The organism is Dehalococcoides mccartyi (assembly GCF_001889305.1).
GTDB lineage: Bacteria > Chloroflexota > Dehalococcoidia > Dehalococcoidales > Dehalococcoidaceae > Dehalococcoides > Dehalococcoides mccartyi_A.
The window spans coordinates 1,338,539-1,360,947 of sequence record NZ_CP013074.1; the positions used below are offsets into that span (position 1 = coordinate 1,338,539).

General features: G+C 49.6%; 25 protein-coding genes, 3 tRNA genes and 1 other annotated feature. Of the genes, 20 read left to right on the plus strand and 8 right to left on the minus strand.

The genetic code is table 11. From position 1 onward, the window contains the following. Positions 1 to 136 precede the first annotated feature (136 nt). The 7 genes from ASJ33_RS07390 (at position 137) to ASJ33_RS07420 (ending at position 4,437) form a co-directional block, all read left to right on the plus strand. Complete coding sequence (locus ASJ33_RS07390) at positions 137 to 793, plus strand: 50S ribosomal protein L25/general stress protein Ctc (protein WP_023652743.1); 657 nt, start codon at positions 137 to 139, stop codon at positions 791 to 793. Between the two features lie 13 nt (positions 794 to 806). Then, on the plus strand, positions 807 to 1,658 hold the full coding sequence (locus ASJ33_RS07395; protein ID WP_041331354.1) for an amidohydrolase family protein: 852 nt from the start codon (positions 807 to 809) through the stop codon (positions 1,656 to 1,658). Beyond that, complete coding sequence (gene thpR, locus ASJ33_RS07400) at positions 1,651 to 2,232, plus strand: RNA 2',3'-cyclic phosphodiesterase (RefSeq protein ID WP_041331355.1); 582 nt, start codon at positions 1,651 to 1,653, stop codon at positions 2,230 to 2,232. The genes ASJ33_RS07395 and thpR overlap by 8 nt, the downstream gene beginning before the upstream one ends. A gap of 71 nt (positions 2,233 to 2,303) precedes the next feature. Further along, the gene (locus ASJ33_RS07405; protein WP_010937137.1) at positions 2,304 to 2,507 is read left to right on the plus strand and encodes a hypothetical protein; all 204 of its coding nucleotides are present in this window, start codon (positions 2,304 to 2,306) and stop codon (positions 2,505 to 2,507) included. A 39-nt stretch (positions 2,508 to 2,546) separates the two neighbouring features. Further along, a complete protein-coding gene (locus tag ASJ33_RS07410; protein WP_041331357.1) occupies positions 2,547 to 3,248 on the plus strand; it encodes a ComF family protein in 702 nt (233 codons plus the stop codon). Between the two features lie 13 nt (positions 3,249 to 3,261). Beyond that, positions 3,262 to 3,801: a ribosome hibernation-promoting factor, HPF/YfiA family gene (hpf, locus tag ASJ33_RS07415; protein ID WP_041331359.1), complete on the plus strand. Its 540-nt coding sequence runs from the start codon at positions 3,262 to 3,264 to the stop codon at positions 3,799 to 3,801. Between the two features lie 75 nt (positions 3,802 to 3,876). Next, the gene (locus tag ASJ33_RS07420; RefSeq protein ID WP_041331362.1) at positions 3,877 to 4,437 is read left to right on the plus strand and encodes a methylated-DNA--[protein]-cysteine S-methyltransferase; all 561 of its coding nucleotides are present in this window, start codon (positions 3,877 to 3,879) and stop codon (positions 4,435 to 4,437) included. Here the strand turns inward: ASJ33_RS07420 and ASJ33_RS07425 are convergent. Genes ASJ33_RS07425 through ASJ33_RS07440 form a run of 4 tightly spaced genes read right to left on the minus strand, consistent with a single transcriptional unit; the run spans position 4,418 to position 9,367 of the window. After that, positions 4,418 to 4,801, minus strand: coding sequence for a protease inhibitor I42 family protein (locus ASJ33_RS07425; protein ID WP_023652749.1), 384 nt, complete (start codon positions 4,799 to 4,801; stop codon positions 4,418 to 4,420). The two genes, ASJ33_RS07420 and ASJ33_RS07425, sit on opposite strands and share 20 nt — an antisense overlap. Positions 4,802 to 4,823: 22 nt before the next feature. Continuing rightward, entirely contained in the window at positions 4,824 to 5,639 is an 816-nt protein-coding gene (gene radC / locus ASJ33_RS07430; RefSeq protein WP_023652750.1) for a RadC family protein, read from the minus strand. Then, positions 5,617 to 5,871, minus strand: a complete 255-nt coding sequence (locus ASJ33_RS07435) for a putative signal transducing protein (RefSeq protein ID WP_023652751.1) — start codon at positions 5,869 to 5,871, stop codon at positions 5,617 to 5,619. The genes radC and ASJ33_RS07435 overlap by 23 nt, the downstream gene beginning before the upstream one ends. Then, positions 5,855 to 9,367, minus strand: a complete 3,513-nt coding sequence (locus ASJ33_RS07440) for a DNA polymerase III subunit alpha (protein WP_041331364.1) — start codon at positions 9,365 to 9,367, stop codon at positions 5,855 to 5,857. Before ASJ33_RS07440 ends, ASJ33_RS07435 begins: the two co-directional genes overlap by 17 nt. Before the next feature lie 147 nt (positions 9,368 to 9,514). Between ASJ33_RS07440 and ASJ33_RS07445 the strand changes: the two genes are divergently transcribed. Continuing rightward, positions 9,515 to 10,225 carry a TIGR01906 family membrane protein gene (locus ASJ33_RS07445; RefSeq protein WP_041331367.1) on the plus strand — a complete coding sequence of 237 codons (711 nt, stop codon included), beginning with the start codon at positions 9,515 to 9,517 and terminating at the stop codon, positions 10,223 to 10,225. A gap of 58 nt (positions 10,226 to 10,283) precedes the next feature. Here the strand turns inward: ASJ33_RS07445 and ASJ33_RS07450 are convergent, their stop codons facing one another. Both ASJ33_RS07450 and ASJ33_RS07455 read right to left on the minus strand, forming a co-directional pair. Continuing rightward, complete coding sequence (locus ASJ33_RS07450) at positions 10,284 to 10,700, minus strand: hypothetical protein (RefSeq protein ID WP_023652754.1); 417 nt, start codon at positions 10,698 to 10,700, stop codon at positions 10,284 to 10,286. 296 nt (positions 10,701 to 10,996) lie between these two features. Then, positions 10,997 to 11,215 carry an FmdB family zinc ribbon protein gene (locus ASJ33_RS07455; RefSeq protein ID WP_041331369.1) on the minus strand — a complete coding sequence of 73 codons (219 nt, stop codon included), beginning with the start codon at positions 11,213 to 11,215 and terminating at the stop codon, positions 10,997 to 10,999. A gap of 226 nt (positions 11,216 to 11,441) precedes the next feature. On the opposite strand from ASJ33_RS07455, the gene ASJ33_RS07460 reads away from it, so the two are divergent. The 12 genes from ASJ33_RS07460 (at position 11,442) to trpA (ending at position 20,465) form a co-directional block, all read left to right on the plus strand. Next, positions 11,442 to 11,528, plus strand: a tRNA-Leu gene (locus ASJ33_RS07460). A 5-nt stretch (positions 11,529 to 11,533) separates the two neighbouring features. Continuing rightward, positions 11,534 to 11,611 (plus strand) — tRNA-Arg (locus tag ASJ33_RS07465). A 10-nt stretch (positions 11,612 to 11,621) separates the two neighbouring features. Then, positions 11,622 to 11,698 (plus strand) — tRNA-Val (locus ASJ33_RS07470). A 270-nt stretch (positions 11,699 to 11,968) separates the two neighbouring features. Further along, complete coding sequence (locus ASJ33_RS07475) at positions 11,969 to 12,511, plus strand: GNAT family N-acetyltransferase (RefSeq protein WP_041331371.1); 543 nt, start codon at positions 11,969 to 11,971, stop codon at positions 12,509 to 12,511. A 179-nt stretch (positions 12,512 to 12,690) separates the two neighbouring features. Next, positions 12,691 to 12,958: a binding site (T-box leader), on the plus strand. Between the two features lie 38 nt (positions 12,959 to 12,996). Continuing rightward, on the plus strand, positions 12,997 to 14,454 hold the full coding sequence (gene trpE, locus ASJ33_RS07480) for an anthranilate synthase component I (RefSeq protein ID WP_072555793.1): 1,458 nt from the start codon (positions 12,997 to 12,999) through the stop codon (positions 14,452 to 14,454). Then, on the plus strand, positions 14,438 to 15,040 hold the full coding sequence (locus ASJ33_RS07485) for an anthranilate synthase component II (RefSeq protein WP_023652758.1): 603 nt from the start codon (positions 14,438 to 14,440) through the stop codon (positions 15,038 to 15,040). Before trpE ends, ASJ33_RS07485 begins: the two co-directional genes overlap by 17 nt. Further along, positions 15,033 to 16,058 carry an anthranilate phosphoribosyltransferase gene (gene trpD, locus ASJ33_RS07490; protein ID WP_041331373.1) on the plus strand — a complete coding sequence of 342 codons (1,026 nt, stop codon included), beginning with the start codon at positions 15,033 to 15,035 and terminating at the stop codon, positions 16,056 to 16,058. The genes ASJ33_RS07485 and trpD overlap by 8 nt, the downstream gene beginning before the upstream one ends. 4 nt (positions 16,059 to 16,062) lie before the next feature. Then, the gene (gene trpC, locus ASJ33_RS07495; RefSeq protein WP_041331375.1) at positions 16,063 to 16,842 is read left to right on the plus strand and encodes an indole-3-glycerol phosphate synthase TrpC; all 780 of its coding nucleotides are present in this window, start codon (positions 16,063 to 16,065) and stop codon (positions 16,840 to 16,842) included. Further along, entirely contained in the window at positions 16,839 to 17,498 is a 660-nt protein-coding gene (locus tag ASJ33_RS07500) for a phosphoribosylanthranilate isomerase (protein ID WP_041331377.1), read from the plus strand. Before trpC ends, ASJ33_RS07500 begins: the two co-directional genes overlap by 4 nt. Then, a complete protein-coding gene (gene aroF, locus ASJ33_RS07505) occupies positions 17,492 to 18,514 on the plus strand; it encodes a 3-deoxy-7-phosphoheptulonate synthase (protein WP_041331379.1) in 1,023 nt (340 codons plus the stop codon). Before ASJ33_RS07500 ends, aroF begins: the two co-directional genes overlap by 7 nt. Next, positions 18,502 to 19,701, plus strand: coding sequence for a tryptophan synthase subunit beta (gene trpB / locus ASJ33_RS07510; RefSeq protein WP_041331381.1), 1,200 nt, complete (start codon positions 18,502 to 18,504; stop codon positions 19,699 to 19,701). The genes aroF and trpB overlap by 13 nt, the downstream gene beginning before the upstream one ends. Next, positions 19,698 to 20,465: a tryptophan synthase subunit alpha gene (gene trpA, locus ASJ33_RS07515; RefSeq protein WP_023652764.1), complete on the plus strand. Its 768-nt coding sequence runs from the start codon at positions 19,698 to 19,700 to the stop codon at positions 20,463 to 20,465. The genes trpB and trpA overlap by 4 nt, the downstream gene beginning before the upstream one ends. Before the next feature lie 121 nt (positions 20,466 to 20,586). Here trpA and ASJ33_RS07520 read toward each other — a convergent pair whose 3' ends face one another. Together ASJ33_RS07520 and ASJ33_RS07525 are read right to left on the minus strand one after the other, a co-directional pair. Beyond that, entirely contained in the window at positions 20,587 to 20,859 is a 273-nt protein-coding gene (locus ASJ33_RS07520) for a hypothetical protein (protein ID WP_023652766.1), read from the minus strand. Between the two features lie 29 nt (positions 20,860 to 20,888). After that, complete coding sequence (locus ASJ33_RS07525; RefSeq protein ID WP_023652767.1) at positions 20,889 to 22,382, minus strand: reductive dehalogenase; 1,494 nt, start codon at positions 22,380 to 22,382, stop codon at positions 20,889 to 20,891. Between the last annotated feature and the right edge of the window lie 27 nt (positions 22,383 to 22,409).

Sequence of the window (22,409 nt, forward strand, 5' to 3'; positions counted from 1 at the left end):
CAAGGGAGACCGAATAATCAGCTTGGCAGTTACCCTGTAAACTATCCATCAGCCGTTGACAAAGGAGTAATCAAAGCGATACCCGGATTTTCTCATGCAACAGGTAAAAACTTATCTGATTTGAAGGAGGCACAAAATGACCGGTATCAGCCTGGCACTTAATTCACGGCAGATCTTTGGCAATAAAAACAAACTCCTTAGGGCTCAGGGACTGACCCCTGTCCACATCTTTGGTCACGGGCTGCCGTCACTGGCACTTCAGGCAAACACTCTGGAACTGGAATCCACAATCAATAGGGCAGGCAGTTCCCATCTGGTAAATATCAAACTGGATACAGACAAGAAAACCCGCAAAGCCTTTATCCGTGAAATCCAGCGCCACCCGATAAAAGGCTACCTTCAGCATGTAGATTTTTACCAGATAAACCTAAAAGAGAAAGTAACTGCAGAAATCCCCATCCATTTCAGCGGAGAATCACCCTTGCTCAAAGAAAAAGGCCACAAACTGACCGCCCCCTTTACACACCTTACAGTTGAAGCCCTGCCGGATGACCTGCCGCCTGAAATACATATTGACCTCTCACAGTTTGATACTCTGGAGAAAGACCTTTACATAAAAGATATCATCCTGCCAGGCAAAGCCAGAATCCTAAACGAGCCTGACCTCCTGGTTGCCAAAGTAAGCGAAATCCACCTGAAGGTTGAAACGCCGGTAGCAGCCAGCCTGCCTGAAGCACCGGAAGTAAAGCCTGTAGCCCATACTGAAGAAAAAGAAACCACTGAAAAGGAATAAATATTCAGCATTTATGGTAATAGATTTTCATACCCATATTTTCTCGCCCAAAATCATTGCAGCCCGGCAGGACTACGCCTGCCGGGATAGCTGTCTGGGAATGCTGTATGCAAATCCCAAAGCCAAAATGATTACCGCAGAGGAACTGTTAACGGCAATGGACGAAGCCGGTATAGACAGGGCAGTGGCACTGAATATCGGCTGGGAATCAGCCGAACTATGCACGCTTACCAATAACTACCTGCTGGAATCAGCCCGCCGCTACCCCGGAAGGATTATTCCGTTTTGCACTTTGCCCATTTCAGACCCGTCTGCCAGCCTCACAGAGCTAGAACGCTGCCGCAGTCTGGGGGCAAAGGGTATAGGCGAACTCCGCACTGAACATCCGGAAGAACTGGCACGCCCGCCCTATCAACCTTTGTTTGATAGGATAGACCAGAGCGGCCTAATTTGTTTGTTTCACGCTTCAGAACCGCTGGGACATACCTACCCAGGCAAGGGGCTTGCCACCCCGGAAAAGTTTTACCCTTTTATTTCCCACTACCCCAAACTGAAAATCATACTTGCCCATTTAGGCGGGGGCATGCCCTTTTACTATCTTATGCCCGAAGCCGAAAAAGTGCTGGCAAACACTGCCTATGACACAGCCGCCGCCCCTTTCCTGTACAAACCGGAGATTTACCGGCAGGTAATAAAACTGGCGGGGGAATCCAGAGTCCTTTTCGGCAGTGATTACCCCCTGATGCCTTATACCCGCGCCCTTAAACACCTGTCAGACGGAAAGCTTGAGCCGGATATACTGGCAAAGGTTATGCAGCAAAACGCCCTGAACTGGCTGGGTGAAGGTCAAAACGGCATTGGCTGAAGAACTTGTCCGCACGTTTATTGCCGTAGAACTGCCGCCTGAGCTTAAAACCGCACTCGGCAGTTTCCAGAATTCCCTTTCCATACCCGCACAAGCTGTCAAATGGGTAAACCCCGAATCAATGCATCTAACCATCAAATTTTTGGGGGATACCCCGTTAAGCCAAATATCAAATATCATAAAAGGGCTGGAGAAAGCCGCACAGGTCTGCCACGCCTTTACCCTATGCACCAACCATATAGGGGCTTTCCCCTCACTTTCAAACCCGAAGGTAATCTGGCTGGGGCTGGAGGGGGAAACCGGTAAACTTAATGCCCTCTTTGCGGAGGTTGAAAAAAATATTTCAGGGCTGGGATTTCCGGCAGAACAAAGGGAATTCGCCCCCCACCTGACCTTAGGACGTCTTAGGGAAAGTGCTTCCAAAATTGACCTGCAAACCACTGCCGAAACCCTTAAAACCACACCCCCTGTTACTAAAACCAGTTTCAAAGCCTCGCATATCTGCCTCTTTAAAAGCCAGCTTTTACCCGCAGGGCCAATATACACCAGACTGGCCCAAATCAGCCTCGCCTAGTCTTGTCAGGATAAGCCTCTTGGAGTATACTCAATCAACTTAAAACAAGGTCTCAGCCGGGAGGTAGCTTCGTGGAGAATACAGGTTTTCCGAAATGTTTAAAATGCAATCAGGGTGATTTGCTACCCCTGTCAGACTTTGGCAGCCAGGGTGCTTCTATCCATTACAAAGCCTGGGTCTGTTCCAACCCCAACTGCGGCTTCAACCTTAAAATCCGCAACGGGGATATATATATAAACGAGCCCATCATAAACGGCAACAACCGCCAGCACTAGGCCGGGAAACGCCAGCTCAATCTGCCGGGGGGTAAACAGATGAAACTTTTACATCAATCCCTCAAGGATACCCTTCTTGACTTAGTCTTTCCCCAGCAGTGTCTGGTCTGCAGCAAAGAAGGCAAGCTGTTCTGTGCCCAATGCAGTGACAGCCTGAGTTATATCACTCCACCTGTCTGCACACTCTGTGGCCATCATACCGGAGATGACGGGGTTTGCCCTCAATGCATGTCAGGTAAAATCCATCTGGACGGATTGCGTTCGGTTTTCAACTTTGAAGGCGGCATTGCCCAAGCCATATATGCCCTGAAATATCACAATCTGCGTTCTGTTGCCCCTCTACTAGGCACTTTTCTGGCAGACTACCTGAAACAAAACCCCATTCCGGCTGATATTGTTGTGCCTGTACCCATCCACCACAGCCGCTTGAAATACCGCGGCTACAACCAGTCCCTGCTGCTGGCAAGAGAACTCTGCCTACACACAGGTTTGAAACTAGATGAACATTGGCTTGAACGTTCACTGTCATCTGCCCCGCAGGCACGTGCCAAAAGCCGCACTGAGCGTCTGGAAAATGTAAAAAATGCATTTATTTTCAAATACCCCACGACAACCGCCCCCAGGGTGATTATAATAGATGATGTAGCAACCACAGGCGCTACCCTGAATGCCTGCGCCGCCACTCTTAAAGAGGCTGGTGCCCTCAGCGTATGGGGGCTGACCATAGCCAGAGAAAGATAGAGGAGTGTAGAGTATGGAGATTCAGATTACCACCAAGAATTGCCGCCTGGACAACCGCACCCGCAGTTATATCCAACGCAAAATGGGGCGAATAACCCGGATACTGCCCCAGATTTCCGAATTCAGGATAGAGCTTGACGAGGAACAAACCCGCTCACAGGCAGACCATTTTATCCTTAAAGCCACGCTCAATACGGGTACAGATGTACTTTACGCTGAAGAACGGGCAGAAAACCTGCTGACGGCCGCCGACCGGGCGGTAGAAGTGCTTAACCAGCAGATTGACCATGCCAAAGGCAAGATGGAAGTAAAAGCACGCAATCGTGAAAGTATACGCCTCAGTCAGCCGGGGACATTTTTATCTCCCAAAGAGCCGCTTATCCGAAGACGCAAACAAGAGGCTAAACCCATGACCGTAGAAGAAGCGGTAAACCAGCTGAATTTATCAGGAGAAGAATATCTGCTCTTTTTAGGCCCGGATACCAAACGGGTAAATCTGCTCCGCCGCTTTGCTGACGGCAAGTTTGAGCTGGTTGAGCCGGTACCCGAATAGTTTTTGATACCCGGTCTCTGTTGCCGATACACCCAGGAGACCACAGGGTCAAAAATAAGAGGTGGTTAACTATTTTTGAGTAGAGTTGCACTAAAGAGCCATGACACAGCCGTCAAAAAGGCGGGGGCTGGTTCCAATATCCGCTGGGATATTTTTAAAATCCAACCGGGTTGGGTTGGGGTAATGGTATCTTCAGAAGGAATCTGCCGCCTTACCCTGCCCCAGCCCGGTCAAACCGAAGCACTGATAGAGCTTAATCCGCCTGCAGTGTCTATCCGTACGGACAATCTTTTCAATTCTCTGGCAACGAAACTTGAAAGCTATTTCAAGGGAAACAGCACGGATTTCCAGTTCAGCCTTGACCTTAGCGGGTACACCCCGTTTGAATCATTGGTGTATAAGGCCTGTGTTCGGATACCATACGGGCAAACCGCCAGTTACGGCCAGATTGCCCGCCTGATAGGTTATCCCAAGGCTGCCAGAGCAGTAGGGCAGGCACTCCATAAAAACCCCGTTCCCCTCATAATACCTTGCCACCGGGTAATTGCCGCAAACGGCAAGACAGGCGGTTTTAACGGCGGGATAAATATAAAATGCTGGCTGCTTACCCTGGAGGCTAGGAAACCTTCAGGTTAATAACCAGTGTTTCCAGAGGTACAGAATCCCACGGACGGGAATAGTAAAACCAAAGCTCAGTTTCATCTATATCCAAAGCCTTCAGACGGAAATATTCAGTTCCGCCGCCGCCAACCAAAGTATTGTCAGCATTATCAGGCGTATAGGTTTTTTCAACGAGATATATTTTAGAACTGGCAGACTGAAATTCCCAGCTATAACCGGTGCTTGGATTAGCCGGCAAAGCCACTATAAACTCATCCCCAGCCCGGCATTCAATCAAAGTATCCGCATCTGTATAAGTTTTAACCTCCGGACTGCAGCCGGAAAAAACCAGACTGAAAGTGCAGACCAAACTAAGCATAAAAACAGCAGGTTTTTTCATTTTTCACCCTTTAAGTCTGGGTTTACTCCGGGTTTCCCCCGAACAGTTCTGCCCGGTATATATGGCGTCTGGCTTCGGAAACATGTTTCAGTTTCAAATTCAGAAAACCTGTTTCGTACTCACTCATTATACCGGCAGCCGCAAAACTGAAATAGCAGTTATCCCCGATAATTATGTGGTCTAAAGCCCGTATCTTCATCACCATAGCGGCATATACCAGCTCACGGGTTACGTCTTTATCCGCCTGTGAAGGTTCGATCTTGCCCGAAGGGTGATTATGGACAAAAATAAGGGCAGAGGCATTTTGGGAAATAGCCGCCGCAATAACCTCACGGGGGACTATGCTGCCGCTGGCCACTGTTCCGGTAAAAAGGTCTGCCACCTCCAGCACCCGGTGCTGGCTGTCCAGATATATTACCTTGAAAACCTCTTTTTTCAGACCCCGCATGGCGCAATACAGGTAATCAAACACCTGCTGGGCGGTATTGCAGACCGGTTTTTCCATAATCCCGTCCTTAAGATAACGCCGGGATACTTCCCTGATAAGGGTAAGGGCTATGGAGTTAACCTCGCCTATTCCCTTTATGCTTAAGAGTTCGGCAGGGGAGGCTTCCAGCACCGCCCGAAGGCTGCCGAAGTGTTTTATAGCCTCTTTGGCGGCTTGCTTGCAGTCACGGCGGGGAGTCCCTAAGGTAAGCAGCAGCTCCACCACTTCATAATCATTCAGCCCGTCCAGACCGGCCTTAAGGAAACGCTCACGCAGACGATGGCGATGCCCGGCGTTTGGGTTAGCCGGTGAAACAGATGGGATATCTTCAGTCTTCTTGGGCGGGTTCATCCGACTCTTCATTCTGCACTTGCAAATCCGCCAATATTTCTTTGGCCTGAGTAAGGTGCTCTTCCAAAACATACAAACTGACCGGCAGCAAAGTTATACCCAGATACGGAAACACCTGCTTAGCTCCCAGAGTGGAGGGAATACCTTCCCCCTCCAGAAAACCCTGCCACATTTCCGCTACTATCTGGTTCGGGGCTATCCCCGCCAGTTCCAGTTTATCCGCTTGGGGCATTATTCTCCAGCCTCACATTGGCACTGCCCACCAGGGCCGCAAGCTTGCTTTTAAGCTCCGGACAATAGTATACCCAGATATCCGGCATTTTCAATATGAAAACCCGTTCGTGGTTTACCACACACAACCGCACTTCGGTTTCACCCGTGTACTGACGCAGAGTGTCCACCACCTCATTCAAGCAGTCAATATCCCGTCCCTCGTTGTCTGTCTGCTGAATACATACTACCAGCCGCTGCAGCTGGGGGGCAGGAGACTCTTTGTCTTCCGCCTTCGGCTGGGGGGCGTTTATAAATACCGGGGCCGCTTTTTTATCTGTTTCCGGCTGATACCGGCTTACTTTTTCCGCATGAATTGATACCCTGTCTCCACGAACCACAGCTTTACCTTCCACTAATAGAATATTTCCCTCCTCCCAGAGGGCTTTAGTTGCTGCATATACTTTAGGCCAGGCGGCTACTTCCACCCGCCCCACCAAATCTTCTATTTCCGCCATAACAAACGGCTTGCCTTCACGGGTGGCTGAAACCCGTACGGAAGCCACCATTCCCGCCACCGTTACCGGCTGGTTGTGGAGTTCCTCATCTATCTGGCCGCACAGGGCGGTAGTTACCTCCTGAGCCGCACTGGCATAAGGGGTAAAAGGGTGTTCAGATATAAATATACCTACCAGCTCTTTTTCCCACTGGAGCTTTTCACGGGTGGTAACCGGTGATTCCGCCATCTCCAGACTGGGCATGGGCATGGGTGACTGCTGACCGAAAAGGTCAAACATGGTAGTCTGGTTTGAATCTTTCAGCTTCTGTTCCCGCTGAGCCAGGGAAAGTATATTCGGCAGATTGAAAAGGAGAGTTCCCCGGTCACCCAGGCTGTCCAGTGCCCCGGCTTTGACCAGACTTTCCATTACCCTTTTGTTAAGTGACGACCCTTCCGCCCGGCGGCATAAATCCTCAACAGACAGATACTCCCCGTTGGCTTTGCGTTCAGCCACAATCGGTTCCACCGCCGCCACCCCCACATTCTTGACCGCCGCCAGTCCAAAGCGGATTTTCTTAACCCCGTCTTCGTTTTGCTCTATTTCAAAATTAACCCCGCTGCGGTTAATATCCGGCGGCAGCACCTCTATCCCCATATGGCGGGCTTCGGTAACAGCGGTTACCACTTTTTCAGTCACATCGCAAAATGCCTGAAGATAGGCGGTTATATACTCAACCGGATAGTTGGCTTTTAAGTAAGCTGTCTGGTAGGCAATAAGGGCATAGCTGGTGGCATGAGCCTTGTTAAAGGCATAACCGGCAAAGGGCTCAACCAGAGCAAACACCTCTTCGGCTATTTCAGGGGTATAGCCGTTTTTCAAAGCCCCGTCAATAAAATTGGCTTTCTGTTTCTGCATAACGGCCGCAATCTTCTTACCCATGGCCTTGCGGAGTATATCCGCCTGTCCCAGGGTATAGCCGGAGAATGTCTGGGCTATAAACAGCACCTGCTCCTGGTAAACAATAACACCGTAAGTTTCTTCCAGTATGGGTGCAAGGGCGGGGTGGGGGTAGGTAATAGGCTCAAGCCCGTGTTTTGATTTGATAAAACGGGGTATCTGTTCCATAGGGCCGGGACGGTATAAAGCCACCATAGCACCTATATCTGAAAACACAGTCGGTTTCAGCTCTTTGATATAGCGGCGCATACCCGTGCCTTCCAGTTGGAAAACACCCACGGTTTCGCCGGCCGCCAGCAATTCAAAGGTTTTTACATCGTCAAGGGGTATGGCAAGGGGGTCAATATCCTGCCCGGTGTATTCTTTGATAACCGCACAGGCCTTGCCAAGTATATTCAGGTTGACCAGCCCCAGAAAATCCATTTTGAGCAAGCCAATCTTGGCAATATCTTCCATGGTGTACTGGGTCATGACCAGACCCAGATTATTTTCTTTGCTCAGGCGCTGCAGGGGGACATGGTCTGTCAGCGGGTCTTTGGAAATAACCACCCCGGCGGCATGGGTGGAAGCATGGCGGGAAAGCCCCTCTATCTTGCGGGCGGCATCCACCAGATTACGGACCACCGAATCCTGATTGTACATATCTCTCAGTTCGGCGCTTTCTTCCATAGCCTTGTCCAGGGTCATGTGAAGGGAGAAGGGTATGACCTTGGCTACCCTGTCCACATCAGCATAGGCCATGCCAAGCGCCCGCCCCGCATCCCGCACCGCCGCTTTTGCCCCCAGCGTACCAAAGGTAATAATCTGGGAAACATGGTCACGCCCGTACTTGCCCACCACATATTCAATGACCTCCTCGCGGCGGTCATCCTGAAAGTCCATGTCTATATCAGGCATTTCCTTGCGTTCAATATTCAGAAAACGCTCAAAAACCAGCTTATATTTAATAGGGTCAAGGGCGGTAATACCCAGACAGTACAGCACTATAGACGAAGCGGCGCTGCCGCGGACGCCGTAATACAAACCCTTTTCTTTTACAAAACGGATAATATCCCAGGTAACCAGAAAGTAATTGGCAAACTCGGTGGTTTTAATAACATCCAGCTCATATTTCAGGCGGTCAAGTATTTCCTGACTGGCATCAGGATAAAACTTGGGCAGCCCCTCATAACACAGGTCTGCCAGATACTCATCCGGAGTTTTACCGGCAGGTATATCTATCTCCGGCAGGTGCAAACGCCCGAAATCCAGGCTTACGTTGCACATTTCGGCTATCTTGGCGGTGTTTTCAATGGCATCCGGTATATCCTGATAGGCTTCCGCCATTTCTTCAGGTGATTTCAGGTAAAAATAATCACCCTCCATCTTCATCCGTTTTTCGTCACTGACCAGCGAATTTGTGCCTATACAAAGCAGCAGGTCATGATAAGGGGCATCTTCTTTATCCAGATAATGGGTATCATTGGTAGCCACCAAAGGTATATCCAGCTCCCGTGCCATGGGTATAAGAACGCTGTTTATCTTTTCCAAATCCGGCATGGGGTGGCGCTGGATTTCTATATAGTAGTTTTCAAAAGTTTTCTTGTACCACAGGGCGGCCTCTCTGGCTTCGTCAAAGCGGTTTTCCAGTATCAGGCGGGGTACTTCCCCCGAAGGACAGGCCGAAAGGCAGACCAGCCCTTCCGAATATTTTTCAAGCAGCTCTTTATCTATGCGGGGTTTATAGTAAAAACCCTCTATGTGTGAACGCGAACTTAACTGGATAAGGTTGTGATAGCCTTTATTATTCTTAGCCAGCAGCACCAGATGGTAATAGTTTTTATCTGCCGCTGTTTTGGCGGTACGGTCACCATATGCCAGATAGAATTCACTGCCCAGTACCGGTTTTATACCTGCTTCTTTGGCCTCTTTGTAAAAACGGGGAATACCGTGCATAGTACCATGGTCGGTAATAGCAAGCGCCTCCATGCCAAGTTCTTTGGCACGGGCTACCAGCTGGGAGATACGGCACATACCGTCCAGCAGGCTGAATTCGGTGTGGACATGCAGATGACAAAACATAGACTTTCCTAAGGGCAGATTATAACACAGCCCCGCCCAATTGAGGTATGCGGGTAAGCAAGCATTTCAAGGCATAAAACAGCTCCAAACAGACCGTCTCAAGGTTTAGAGATACTTTTTTCGTAGATAAGAGTGTAAAATACAGCCATGAAGCCGGATTTAAAAAGATTTTTATTTAACACATGGAAAACCTTAGCTGTAATCATTGTCCCGCTGCTGATACTCAGCTTGACCCTGAGTGTTCTTATAAACTGCCGCTGGCTGTATGAACAGGGTTTTGAAAAATATGAGGTAAGCCAGCAAACCGGCTTCACCCCAGCCCAGCTTAAAACAGCCGCATCCGCCCTTATCGGTTACTTTAATAGCGGCGAAGAATACATAAACCTGCATCTGGAAAAAGACGGAGCAGACGTACAGGTATTTAACGAACGGGAAATGCTCCACTTGAAAGACGTTAAGGGGCTTATCCGCCTGAATTATTTAATACTTGGAATCTGTCTGGTACTAGGCGGCGGTTTTTTCCTGTATCTCTACTTTAAAAGACAGCCCGAATTCAAAAAAGAAGGCGGCATGGTACTGCTTCAGGGGGGAATATTCAGCCTCATGCTGCTGGGGGGTATCGGGCTTATAGCCTTGCTGGATTTCCAGAGCTTTTTCACCCGGCTGCATCTGCTTGGTTTCAGCAATGATTTCTGGCTGCTGGACCCTACTAAAGACTATCTGATAATGTTTTTCCCCAAAGGATTCTGGGCAGACAGCGCTGTTATGCTGGGTATTTCAATCGGGGTACTGGCATCCGGTACTACTATCTGCGGCCGGCTCCTGGGAAAATCATCCCCAAGTAACCAGCCTGTTTAACAACCTCAAGGTGAAAGTTTTTGCCCAAAAAACCTTTTGGCATCTTAATTCAAATATTTCAGGTCTTGCTCACAGTCAGCAACAGGCGGTATTGGTCTTTGGTAATTTCAGTACCGGCTATGGGGTAGGGAGTAACATTAAAGCTGAGTGTATAAATACCGAAATTGGCTACTGCATCTCCTCCGGCACCTCTTTTAACCATATAAAACTTAGTCTTTGCACCGCCGTATTTAATTTCCATCTGGACTGTCACTTCCCCTTCCCAGACACACTGGACACCCTCGGGGCAACGACTGTCGGATACTACCCCCACAAATTTGATAATCAGGTCTTCTCCGGCTATAGAGCAACTCTGACCCGGGGGAAAAGAGATAGATTGATCAAGCCCCGCCACAGGAATGGCAGCAGAACAAGCTGAAAGAGGTAACGCCAATATTACCAAACCAGCAAATAAGGCTAAAACTCTCTTGCGCATATTTTATCCTCTACCTTTCAGGGAAGCACATTTGCCCCTATAAAAACTTAAGTTCGTAAGTGACAACGACAGGAAAACAGTACCGAATCTCTATATTCCCATCTCATCCTATAACGATAAACAGAACCGGCAGATAGCTGCTTCTAAAAAATACCTACCGATACAAGCTAAACCGCCGTTTCAAACAGTTGCTAAAAACAAAAACCGACACAATACATTACTGACTGGGATAGACAGATGCATTATGCCGGCATTTGCCGGTCAACTACTATGAAAAGCAGTTCAATTAACCTGATTTAGTGGCAACCGGAACAGCTGGAACAAGAACCGCTGGAACAAGAACCACCACCGCCGCCACCACAGGAATCTATACCGCGGCAGGCAAAACCTGAAACGCCTCTGGCAGAGGGAGTTTTGCATTCAGGACAAAGAGCCTCATCATCAGCCTTGCTGGTAGAGCGAATGTCTTCAAATCTGGTGTTGCATTTTGGGCATACATATTCATAAATCGGCATTTTTATCTCCTCTAAAAATTGTATCGTCAAAAAGATTTAAAGTCAACGGCTAGATGACATAACTACATAATTCCAATCTGGATTCCTGAAGAGGCAAACCGGCAAAATAAATCCTGATGCCGAAGGCCAGTATTCCTGAAGCTGGATTGACACTAGTCTATCCTAATAAGTATAATCTAGCGGTTCAAGTTGTCCGGATTGCCCTGACCAACTGATGACTTGACAGGCCGAAGTGGCGGAACGGCAGACGCGCTACGTTCAGGGCGTAGTACCTGTAATGGGTGTGAGAGTTCAAATCTCTCCTTCGGCACCATACCGGCGCTTGTAGCTCAGTTGGATTAGAGCGCAGCCCTGCGAAGGCTGAGGTCGTGGGTTCGAGTCCCACCAAGCGCGCCATATCTCTTCCGGGCGGTTAGCTCAGCTGGTTAGAGCACCTGCTTTACACGCAGGGGGTCATAGGTTCGAATCCTATACCGCCCACCATTTTTTAAACGTAAAACAGCCCCCATGATGTAAGTTTCATGTGGGCTGTTTTTATTGGTGGCACTAATTTGGCACTAAACTTTCTTGAAAAGATCTTCAAACCGAAACCTGCAGAGTTGAGCCATATATACCCTTCGGTGCATATCAGCTAATGCCCCCAGATTTACTTTTGATAGAATACGACTTACATTCCGCAGATTATCATTTTGGATTATAATTATCAGGTAACCGGAAACGGATAATAAAATTAGAGGCAGAAAATAAAAGCAAATGTTTCTCTCAGGCAACCAAATCTATATCCGCTTTTTAAAAGATACAGATGCCGAGTCTCTCCTCGATTTGCATTTAGCCAACAAAGAATTCTTCCAGCGGTACTCGCCGGTTTTTAAAGATGATTATTACACGCTTGATTCAAAGCGTAAATACATCAGCGATTCTTTTGTAAAAAGGGAAAATGACCAGCTCTATTCTTTTGGCATATTTTTAAAAAACAGCGATAAATTGATTGGAGATGTCTCACTGTTCCATATCTGCCGGGGAGCTCTCCAAAAATGTTTGATCGGATACACTCTGGATAAACTACACAACGGTAAAGGTTATGCTACAGAGGCAGTTGTTCTGGCGGTAGATTTTGCGTTTGATGGACTGAAACTGCACCGTGTTGAGGCTGGTGTGATGCCGGAAAACAAAGGGTCAATGCGGGTACTGGAAAAAGCAGGTTTCCATGAAGAAGGGCTGGAACAGAAAGGCATAAGGATAAATGGCCAATGGGAAGACCACCAAATATTTGCGGTAATATCAGCTATAAATTAAGCTTTCATCTTTTGTCCCGCAGATAAAATAAAATCTGTTTTCAAATGCGGCTGAATATCAACAGAAAAATTCTGCTTTCTCTTTTAACATATTTTGGCCAATTAACCTTCATACAAGCCACCTCTGATACCTGAATAAGGTAAAATTGACAAAGACTTTTTTCATATTGTAATATTGTTTTACAGACTGGGAATGAGATTAGTAGGTCTTCAGCGAAGCTCAGAGAGCCGGGCAAGGTGTGAGCCGGTGCTAGCGCAAAGAACTGAATGGACTCAGGAGTCGCAGGCCGAAAAAGGAAACTTGAGTAGGTTTTGACGGAAGGGCACCGTTATCAAAGCCTAGGGTATCGCCCGGAGAAATCAGGGCCGCACCCGAAAAAAGATGTTTCTGCATTTTTTGCAGGGATAATTAGGGTGGCACCGCGAAGGTTAATCCCTCGCCCCTAAAAAGGACGAGGGATTTATTTTTTTGCGAGGTACCCTAAAATGTATTATCCATCCTTAGCCGAAGTAAAAAAACTGGCTTCACAGGGTAACCTGATACCCATCTCCCGTGAGATTGTGGCCGACCTTGAAACCCCGGTTTCCGCCTTTCTGAAAATCAAGACCAGCCAAAATGCCTTTCTGCTGGAAAGCGTGGAAGGAGGCGAAAGGGTAGCCCGGTACAGTTTCATCGGCGCTAACCCTTACAAAGTAATCACCTCCTATCAGACAGATACCGTTCCCCCTCTAAAGCAGGTTGAAAACGAACTGAGTAAATACCGCTTGGTACAGGTGGGTGAGCTGCCGCGTTTTTGCGGCGGGGCAGTGGGTTTTCTGGGCTACGAGGCAGTCACCCGCTTTGAAGAGCTGCCCTCTCCCGCATCAGACCCGTTAAACCTTCCTGAAGCGGTCTTCATGCTGGTAGATACCATGCTGGTTTTTGACCATATCAGCCACTCTATCAAGGTACTCAGCTATGTCCATACAGAAGAGGATATTGAAGTCTCTTATAACAAAGCTATCCAAAATATAGAAAAGCTGATTAGCCAGCTCAGGCAGCCGCTTGCCAAAACAGAGTTAAAACCCGCCCCCGCCGGTGTTCCTGAAACAAAGTCCAATTTCAAACAAACGGATTTTGAGAGCCGGGTATCCAAAATAAGAGATTACCTTAACTCCGGCGAAGCCATTCAGGTAGTTTTGTCACAGCGTCTGTCCAGACCCACCTCGGCCCACCCCTTTGACATTTACCGCGCCCTGCGTTCAGTAAACCCTTCCCCGTACATGTATTACCTTGATTTCGGTGATTTCCAGATAGTAGGGGCATCACCTGAGGTGCTGGTGCGGGTGGAAGACGGCGAGGTTATGACCCGCCCGCTGGCCGGCACCAGAAAACGGGGCAAAACCCAGGCAGAAGATATCCGTCTTGAACAGGAGCTCCGCCAGGACGAAAAAGAGTGCGCCGAACATATCATGCTGGTAGATTTGGGCAGAAACGATATCGGCCGCATAAGCAGGCCCGGCACAGTCCGCATAACAGACGTAATGGATGTGGAACGCTATTCCCACGTAATGCATCTGGTTTCCCATGTGCAGGGCAAACTGAAAACGGATATCACCCCGTTTGAGGCATTGGAGTCCTGCTTCCCGGCAGGCACAGTCTCCGGCGCACCTAAGATAAGGGCGATGGAGATAATTGCCGAAATGGAAACCGAAAAACGGGGCATCTATGCAGGGGCTGTGGGTTACTTTTCCTATTCGGGCAATATGGACATGGCTATAGCCATACGCACCATGGTTGTCAAAGACGGCGTTGCCCACTTGCAGGCAGGCTGCGGAATTGTAAGTGACAGCGTACCCGAATCTGAATATCAGGAAACACTGAACAAGGCTCAGGCTCTGCTGAAAGCCCTGGACAGGGCAGAAAATATGGCAACGGAGAAACCGCATGTTGTTACTAATTGATAACTACGACAGCTTTACCTACAACCTTTTCCAGTATTTTTCCGAACTGGGACAGGAAGTAAAGGTAGTCCGCAATGACAAGATTACCCTTGATGATATAGACGCCCTGCGTCCCGAATACATCGTGATTTCACCCGGGCCGTCTTCACCCCTTCAGGCAGGCGTGTCTAACGAGGTTATCCGCCGTTTCGGCCCCGAACTGCCTATCCTGGGTATCTGTCTGGGGCACCAGTGCATCGGGCATACATACGGGGGGATTGTCAGGCAGGCAGACAAAATAATGCACGGCAAACAGTCACTCATACAGCATGATAACCGGGGTATTTTCAAAGGTCTGCCCAAGGGGTTTCCCGCCATACGTTACCACTCCCTAATAGTAGACAAGCCAACTCTGCCGGATTGTCTGGAGGTAACCGCCTGGACAGATGACGGCACTATTATGGGGCTTAAGCACAAGGAATACCCCGTTGAAGGTATCCAGTTTCATCCCGAATCATTTAAAACCGAGTGCGGCAAGGAGATTCTGGCTAATTTTCTAAAATACTATGCACCTTTATCAGCAAAAAAGGAGCGGAAAAATGATTAAAGAAGCAATCGGGTCTTTAGTTCTGGGCAAATCTCTGACTATTGAACAGTCTGCCTCCGTAATGGACGAAATAATGGAGGGCAAAACCACCCCTGCCCAGATAGGGGCATTTCTGACGGCCCTTCGGGTCAAGGGGGAAACTGCCGAGGAAATAGCCGGGCTGGCCAGTGTCATGCGGGCCAAGTCTACCCGGATAATCACCAACACCCCGGTGCTGGACATAGTGGGTATCGGCGGTGACGGGATAAACACGTTCAATATATCTACCGCCGCCGCCTTTGTTATATCCGGTGCAGGGGTAAAGGTGGCCAAGCACGGCAACCGGGCGGCCAGCAGCATGTGCGGCAGCGCTGACGTACTTGAAGCTCTGGGCATAAAAATAGACCTGCCAGCCGAACAGGTAAAAACCTGTATAGAACAGGCGGGTATCGGCTTTATGTTTGCACCCGTGTTCCATCCGGCCATGAAATATGTGGCCCCCTCCCGGCGTGAAATAGGCATCCGCACCGTGTTCAATATCTTAGGCCCGCTAACCAACCCGGCCTGCGCCCAGTACCAGCTTATCGGCGTGCCTGAAATATCTCTGGGTGACAAGATTATTTCAGCCCTGTCCCATATGGATATCAAGCATGCCCTGGTGGTACACGGCTTAGACGGCATGGACGAAATGTCCATCAGCGGGGATTCGGTCATCTGGGAGCTGAAAGATAACGAAATAATCAAATTCCGCCATGCACTTTCACCGGAGGAAATGGGCTTGAAAGCATCTCCCCTTGAGTCGGTCAAAGGCGGCTCAGCCCAGGAAAACGCACTTACCCTGCGTGCGGTGCTTTCCGGCGAAAAAGGGCCTAAGAGAGATGTAGTCCTGCTGAATGCGGCCGCCGCCCTGATGGTGGCAGACCGGGTTAAAACCATTAACGAAGGTATCAACCTGGCGGCTAAAACGATTGACAGCGGGCTGGCACTGGCCAAACTGGAATCTTTAATTAAACTCAGCCAGTCTCAGGCAGGCGGTTAAAGCCGTGATATTGGAACGTATAGTATCCGACAACCTGCCTGATTTGAGGCGGCGGAAAGAGGAGCTGCCGCTTTTGAAACTGCAGGCATTGGTAGCGGACATGCCCTGTCCACCCCTTGACATGGCGGCAAGCCTGAAAGGCAACGGTATTAAGCTTATTGCCGAGGTCAAAAAGGCCTCACCCTCCAAAGGGATAATCCGGCCTGACTTTGACCCGGTGGATATTGCCCGCATATATGCCCGAAACGGGGCGGCCGCCATTTCGGTACTGACCGAAGAACACCATTTTCAGGGCAGCCTTCAAAATCTGAAACTAATACGTGAATCCAGGGCAGCATTAAATCTACCTTTGCTGCGGAAAGATTTTATCCATGACCCCTATCAGGTATATGAAGCCCGCCTGTACGGGGCGGATGCTATTTTGCTGATAGCGGCCATGCTTACACCCCATAAACTGGAGGAGCTGCTTTCACTCAGCCACACGCTGGGTATGAAATGCCTGGTAGAGGTGCATACCCGGCCTGAACTGGACATAGCCCTCAAGAGCAATGCCCGGATTATCGGCCTGAATAACCGTGATTTGCATACATTTAAAGTGGACTTAAGCGTAACCGGAACCCTCCGCCCCCTGATACCGCCTGAGCATATAGTTGTCAGCGAAAGCGGCATCCAAACCAGAGCGGACATATCCCGTCTGACAGAGATGGGGGTAGATGCGGTGCTTATAGGGGAAGCCCTGACGGCCTCGGCTGATATTGCCGCCAAGATGAGGGAACTGCTGTGATAAAGACCAAGATTTGCGGTTTGACAGAGGTTGGACAAGCCTTGGCCACAGCCCGGACAGGGGCTGATTTTGCCGGAGTGGTATTTGCCCAAAGCAAACGGCGTATCACCCCTGACAAAGCCTTGCAGATAGCTGAAGCCTTAAAACCGCTTAACCCCAGACCTCTGCTGGTAGGTGTCTTTGCCAACCAGCCACTGGAGGAGGTAAATGAAATTGCCGCCACCTGCCACCTGGATATGGTGCAGCTTAGCGGGGACGAAAGCTGGGAATACTGCAACCGGGTAAAACTGCCGCTTATCAAAGCAATCCATATTGCCGAAGGCACTACCGCCGAAATGGTCATGCAGGAGATACAGGACGGGCTAAAAGCCCTGAGCAAACCGCCCGTATTCCTGCTGGATAAACGCACCCAAACATTACTTGGAGGCAGCGGCCAGAGTTTTGACTGGCAGATTGTAAAACAGGTTTCACAGAAATACCCTGTGATGGTGGCCGGGGGGCTTAATCCCGAAAACATACAGGCGCTTCTGGAAACAGCCGCCCCCTGGGGAGTAGACGTAGCCAGCGGGGTGGAAACAAACGGGACAAAAGATACAGCTAAAATAAACCTTTTCATCAAACGGGTGAAGGATGCGGATGGTAAGCGGATATGTTAGTAATAATGAAAAATGACGCCACAGAGGCACAGATAGCTAATGTTATGAGGGAGATTACCAATGCAGGCTACCGGGGTATACCCATACCGGGTGACCACCGGACTGCTGTCTGCATAGTGGGCAACCAGGGCATGGTAGAGGAAAACCCCTTTCTGGCACTGGAAGGGGTCAAGGAAGTGCTCAGGGTAACCAAGCCCTATAAACTGGTCAGCCGGGAAACCTGCCCCGAACCTACTGTTATCCGTCTGGGAGATGTGGAAATAGGAAACGGGTGCAAACCGGTTATCATAGCCGGGCCTTGCTCGGTGGAAAGCGAAGAACAAACCCTCTGCATAGCCCGTCAGGTAAAAGAGGGAGGTGCCAAGCTCTTCAGAGGGGGGGCATTCAAGCCCCGCACTTCACCCTACAGCTTTCAGGGTTTGGGTAAAGCCGGCCTCAAGATACTGGAAAAAGTACGCTCTGAAACCGGCCTCTTTATTGTCACCGAGGCAACCGATTCTGAAAATCTGAAGCTGGTTGAAGCCAGCACAGACATTATCCAGATAGGTGCCCGCAATATGCAGAATTATTCCCTGCTAAGGCGGGCAGGCCAGACAGAAAAACCGATTATCTTAAAGCGGGGGCTGTCAGCCACCATTGAAGAACTGCTGATGGCCGCCGAATACATTATGGCCGAAGGCAACACCCAGGTAATATTGTGTGAGCGGGGTATCCGCACCTTTTCAGACAACACCCGCTTTACGCTGGACCTGAGTGCCATTCTGTCTGTCAAGGCCGTAAGCCATCTGCCAATAATAGTAGACCCCAGCCATGCGGCCGGACGCCGTGATTACGTTATCCCCCTGTCCAGAGCCGCCATTGCGGCCGGGGCAGACGGGCTGATAGTGGAAGTCCATTCAGACCCCGCTGCCGCTCTGTCAGACGGGGCGCAGTCTTTATATCCAGAACAGTTCAGCCGGCTGGCAAAAGAAGTGGAATATTTAAATATGCTGGGAGTAGAAAAATGCCTGAAGTAAACAGCAACTGCAAACCGGGGTATTTCGGCAAGTACGGCGGCCAGTTCGTGCCTGAAATACTGGTACCCGTCCTGAACGAACTGGAACAGGCTTACGAAAAAGCCAAAACAGATGAGGCCTTTCAGTCACGCCTGAAATACCTTTCAAACACCTTTTCGGGGCGTCCCACTCCGCTGTATGCGGCCGAAAGGCTGACCGAATATCTGGGGGGTGCCCATATCTACCTCAAACGGGAAGACCTGGCCCATACCGGCGCCCACAAAATCAATAATGCCCTGGGTCAGGGTCTGCTGGCACAGCACATGGGCAAGAAAAGGGTTATTGCCGAAACCGGGGCGGGGCAGCACGGGGTAGCCACTGCGGCTGTCTGCGCTATGCTGGGGCTGGAATGTATTGTCTACATGGGCGAAGATGATATCAAACGCCAGGCCTTAAATGTGTTTCGCATGAAGCTGATGGGAACGGAAGTCAGGAGCGTTTCTTCGGGCAGCCGCACCCTGAAAGATGCCATCAACGAAGCCATGCGTGACTGGGTAAGCAACCCGGAAACCACTTATTACATAATCGGCTCGGTAGTCGGCCCGCGCCCTTACCCGGCCATGGTACGGGATTTTCAGGCCGTTATCGGGCAGGAAACCAAAGCCCAGTCACTAAAACAGCTGGGGGGGCTGCCGGACTGTATAGTGGCCTGCGTAGGCGGCGGCAGCAATGCCATGGGCATTTTTTATGATTTCATACCTGACCAAAGCGTACGCCTTATAGGGGTGGAAGCCGCCGGCAGCGGCATAAGCACCGACAAACATTCGGCTACCCTGAGTGCCGGCAAAGTGGGAATACTTCACGGAGCCATGTCCTACCTGCTGCAAGACGAGCATGGGCAGGTGATTGAAACCCACAGCATTTCGGCAGGACTGGATTACCCCGGCGTAGGCCCGGAGCACAGCCATTTGAAAGACAGCAAACGGGTGGAATACGTTTCGGTAACAGATGACGAAGCCCTGAACGGTTTTAAACTCCTTTGTTCACTGGAAGGGATTGTACCCGCTCTGGAATCATCCCACGCCATTGCCCACGCCCTGAAAATAGCAGCTGATATGCCCAAAGATAAAAATATAGTCATAAACCTGTCCGGCAGGGGAGATAAAGATATGGATATTGTCCAGAAAGCAATGGGGGTGAACCTATGAGCCGCATCAGTGACGCATTTAGCAAACGCAAACCCCTTATAGCTTACATAACAGTCGGCTATCCGGATATTGAAACCACCTTGAAACTGGTGCCTATGCTGGAAGCAAACGGGGTGGATATTATAGAGCTGGGCATTCCGTTTTCAGACCCCTTGGCAGACGGGGTCACTATTCAGAACGCCAGCTACCAGGCACTTCAGAACGGGGTAACCCCTGAAGTCTGTTTGTCAGTTGCCGCCCGTCTAAAAGAAAAAACCTCTATACCCATGGTATTTATGGGGTATTACAACCCCGTTTACAATTACGGTCTGAGCGAATTCTGCAATAAGGCGGCCGCCGCCGGTATAAGCGGCCTTATTATTCCTGACCTGCCGCCGGGTGAGGCCGAAGATATAGAAGCAGCCGCCAAAGAAGCCGGGCTGGATATAATCTTCCTGTTAGCCCCCACCAGCACAGACGAACGGATTAAACTGGTAGCCGCCAAATCAGGGGGGTTTATCTACCTTGTTTCCCACTCAGGCGTTACCGGGGCAACTGCCAACCTTCCGGCTGACCTCGGCAGTTTTGTAAGCAGGGTAAGAAAGGCCGCCCGCCAGCCTCTGGCAGTGGGTTTCGGCATTTCCACCCCCGAACAGGCCGCCGATATCTCAAAATATGCTGATGGGATAATAGTAGGCAGCCGCATTATCCAGCTAGTACAGGCAGACCCTTCACTTGAAAAGGTAAGCGGCTTTGTCAGGCAGCTAAGAAAGGCACTTGGCTAAACTGCAAAAACGGAGAAAAAGTTAACAGAAAACGGGGATACCGGAAAATTTAATACCCCGTAAACTGAAAAGGGGGAAGACTTAAGTCTTCCCCCTTTTATTAGATATTCCAGAGATAAAATCAGGCTTTCTTTACACGCCTCGCAGCCAGCTGCCATGAGATTGCCAGCAGTACAAGCCCCGGTAACCCTACAACCAACAGGAACATAGATGCCGCCTTACTTTCAAGTTCGTCCAGACTGCCAAAAAAGTTCTGGATAGTAAAGATAACCAAAGCCAAACCGATAATGCCAAGCAGCCATTCATACCAGGTAAGGCTGAAGTTATCTCTCTTCATCAGCCAGACAAGGCCCGACAGCAAAGCACCGGTAATGAGACCAATAATAAACCACATATTTTTACTCTCCTCTATTGCGTTAGGATTTATTTATCATATCCGCCGTGACTTGATGTAGCAGCACTGTCAAACCCGTAAACCGGCAGAGACAGATCCCACCACTCTTCCTTGTCCTCGTTCAAACCGTAGCCAAAGAATTTATCCGCCTGCCACAGGAATGTATTCAGGGCGGGAGTAGTAGCCAGAGTAGCCCGGACAAGTTCATGGATAGGAGCAGTATTTGTATTGAAAGTGCAGGTAGCCATACAAGCACCGCAGCCATTGTACTCTGTCAGGAACAGCCAGCAATCAACAGCATTCGTCCAATACTGCTTGCGGCCGGGGGAATGGACAATGTCCGCCTTGCCATAAATATTTGGCAAATCCCAGGTGGGTTCATGATCTTTGGGTATGGCGTTTACCGGACAGGCATCAGCACACTTGGTACAGGTCTGACAGAACCTCCAGATACCGGCATCTATAGGATTGGTAGGCTCAAGAGGCATATCGGTCACCAAACTGAACACCCCAAGTACAGGTCCGTATTCAGGGCTAGTGCAAAAACCGTTGTTGCGGTTTCCTTCGGTAATACCGGTCAGCTGGGCGCTGGCAATAGCAGGCATAATACCCGAAAAGGGTGAGGCATAACCGTAACAGGTATAGCCAAGTGAACGGATAAATTCCTGAATAGAATTCTGGATATTACCGAAGAGCCGATAACGCGACAGATTGGCAGCATACATTATCTGGGATTCATTTGCTGTCCTGAACATGTCTTTGGACATAGGCACGGTGAAGCAAAATTCATAAAGCTGTTTATTGGCCGGCAGAACAAAAGTAGTCGCCCCTTCGTAACCTACATCCACATCTTCAAATACATATGCTTTGCCCAGCGCCGGAGGCGGTGGGAAATTTTCCACGAAACCTATAGAGTTCGCAGCCCCTTTATGGTTGGTGAACACCAGTTTATCCTTGATTTTCTGGTCTATAACACCAAAACCGACCTGCCCGCCGCCGTAAAAGATTACCGCTGAACGCAGCATACGGCTGTTTTCCTCAGGAGTACCCTGCCAGACAGGTACATTCATACTTTGGGGAGTAGCCACCTTCTGGGGACCCATAAAAGTGGTCACATAAGGCAAATTCATAAAAAAGCCTGCGCCGGATGAAAGGGCATAATCCTTCAGTGTCTGACCAGGAGTTTCACTGGTAATAGCATTTACTTTATTGGTCAGGACATTGGCATATCGTTTCTTTATTTCGTCCACACCCAAATACTTAGCCTGGATACCGGGTGCCTGCCCTGTCTGGCGTCCATCCCATCTATTCATCAATGACCAGTCAATTTCAGTAGTGGGATTATCCAACTCACGGTATTTCACCCACCAAGGGCGTTTCCATTCAGCATTAGGCGAAGATATCACATCATCCAGATCACGAAAAGCCGGAGCGGCGGCCGCTGCAGTTCCAAGACCGGCACCGACTACCCCAAGCCCTTTCATAAAGTCACGTCGTGACAGCGCGGAATGAAAATTAGGCACTTTTCTATTTCCTTTTTAATAATATTT

Excerpts from the sequence above, each read along its gene's own strand:
- radC (WP_023652750.1), bottom strand. The coding sequence starts at position 5,639 with ATGAACCCGCCCAAGAAGACTGAAGATATCCCATCTGTTTCACCGGCT.
- trpB (WP_041331381.1), top strand. The coding sequence starts at position 18,502 with ATGCCTGAAGTAAACAGCAACTGCAAACCGGGGTATTTCGGCAAGTAC.
- trpA (WP_023652764.1), top strand. The coding sequence starts at position 19,698 with ATGAGCCGCATCAGTGACGCATTTAGCAAACGCAAACCCCTTATAGCT.
- ASJ33_RS07475 (WP_041331371.1), top strand. The coding sequence starts at position 11,969 with ATGTTTCTCTCAGGCAACCAAATCTATATCCGCTTTTTAAAAGATACA.
- trpD (WP_041331373.1), top strand. The coding sequence starts at position 15,033 with ATGATTAAAGAAGCAATCGGGTCTTTAGTTCTGGGCAAATCTCTGACT.
- trpE (WP_072555793.1), top strand. The coding sequence starts at position 12,997 with ATGTATTATCCATCCTTAGCCGAAGTAAAAAAACTGGCTTCACAGGGT.
- ASJ33_RS07435 (WP_023652751.1), bottom strand. The coding sequence starts at position 5,871 with ATGCCCCAAGCGGATAAACTGGAACTGGCGGGGATAGCCCCGAACCAG.
- ASJ33_RS07425 (WP_023652749.1), bottom strand. The coding sequence starts at position 4,801 with ATGAAAAAACCTGCTGTTTTTATGCTTAGTTTGGTCTGCACTTTCAGT.
- ASJ33_RS07450 (WP_023652754.1), bottom strand. The coding sequence starts at position 10,700 with ATGCGCAAGAGAGTTTTAGCCTTATTTGCTGGTTTGGTAATATTGGCG.
- ASJ33_RS07390 (WP_023652743.1), top strand. The coding sequence starts at position 137 with ATGACCGGTATCAGCCTGGCACTTAATTCACGGCAGATCTTTGGCAAT.
- ASJ33_RS07410 (WP_041331357.1), top strand. The coding sequence starts at position 2,547 with ATGAAACTTTTACATCAATCCCTCAAGGATACCCTTCTTGACTTAGTC.
- aroF (WP_041331379.1), top strand. The coding sequence starts at position 17,492 with ATGTTAGTAATAATGAAAAATGACGCCACAGAGGCACAGATAGCTAAT.
- ASJ33_RS07485 (WP_023652758.1), top strand. The coding sequence starts at position 14,438 with ATGTTGTTACTAATTGATAACTACGACAGCTTTACCTACAACCTTTTC.
- ASJ33_RS07395 (WP_041331354.1), top strand. The coding sequence starts at position 807 with ATGGTAATAGATTTTCATACCCATATTTTCTCGCCCAAAATCATTGCA.
- ASJ33_RS07445 (WP_041331367.1), top strand. The coding sequence starts at position 9,515 with ATGAAGCCGGATTTAAAAAGATTTTTATTTAACACATGGAAAACCTTA.
- hpf (WP_041331359.1), top strand. The coding sequence starts at position 3,262 with ATGGAGATTCAGATTACCACCAAGAATTGCCGCCTGGACAACCGCACC.
- ASJ33_RS07440 (WP_041331364.1), bottom strand. The coding sequence starts at position 9,367 with ATGTTTTGTCATCTGCATGTCCACACCGAATTCAGCCTGCTGGACGGT.
- ASJ33_RS07455 (WP_041331369.1), bottom strand. The coding sequence starts at position 11,215 with ATGCCGATTTATGAATATGTATGCCCAAAATGCAACACCAGATTTGAA.
- ASJ33_RS07520 (WP_023652766.1), bottom strand. The coding sequence starts at position 20,859 with ATGTGGTTTATTATTGGTCTCATTACCGGTGCTTTGCTGTCGGGCCTT.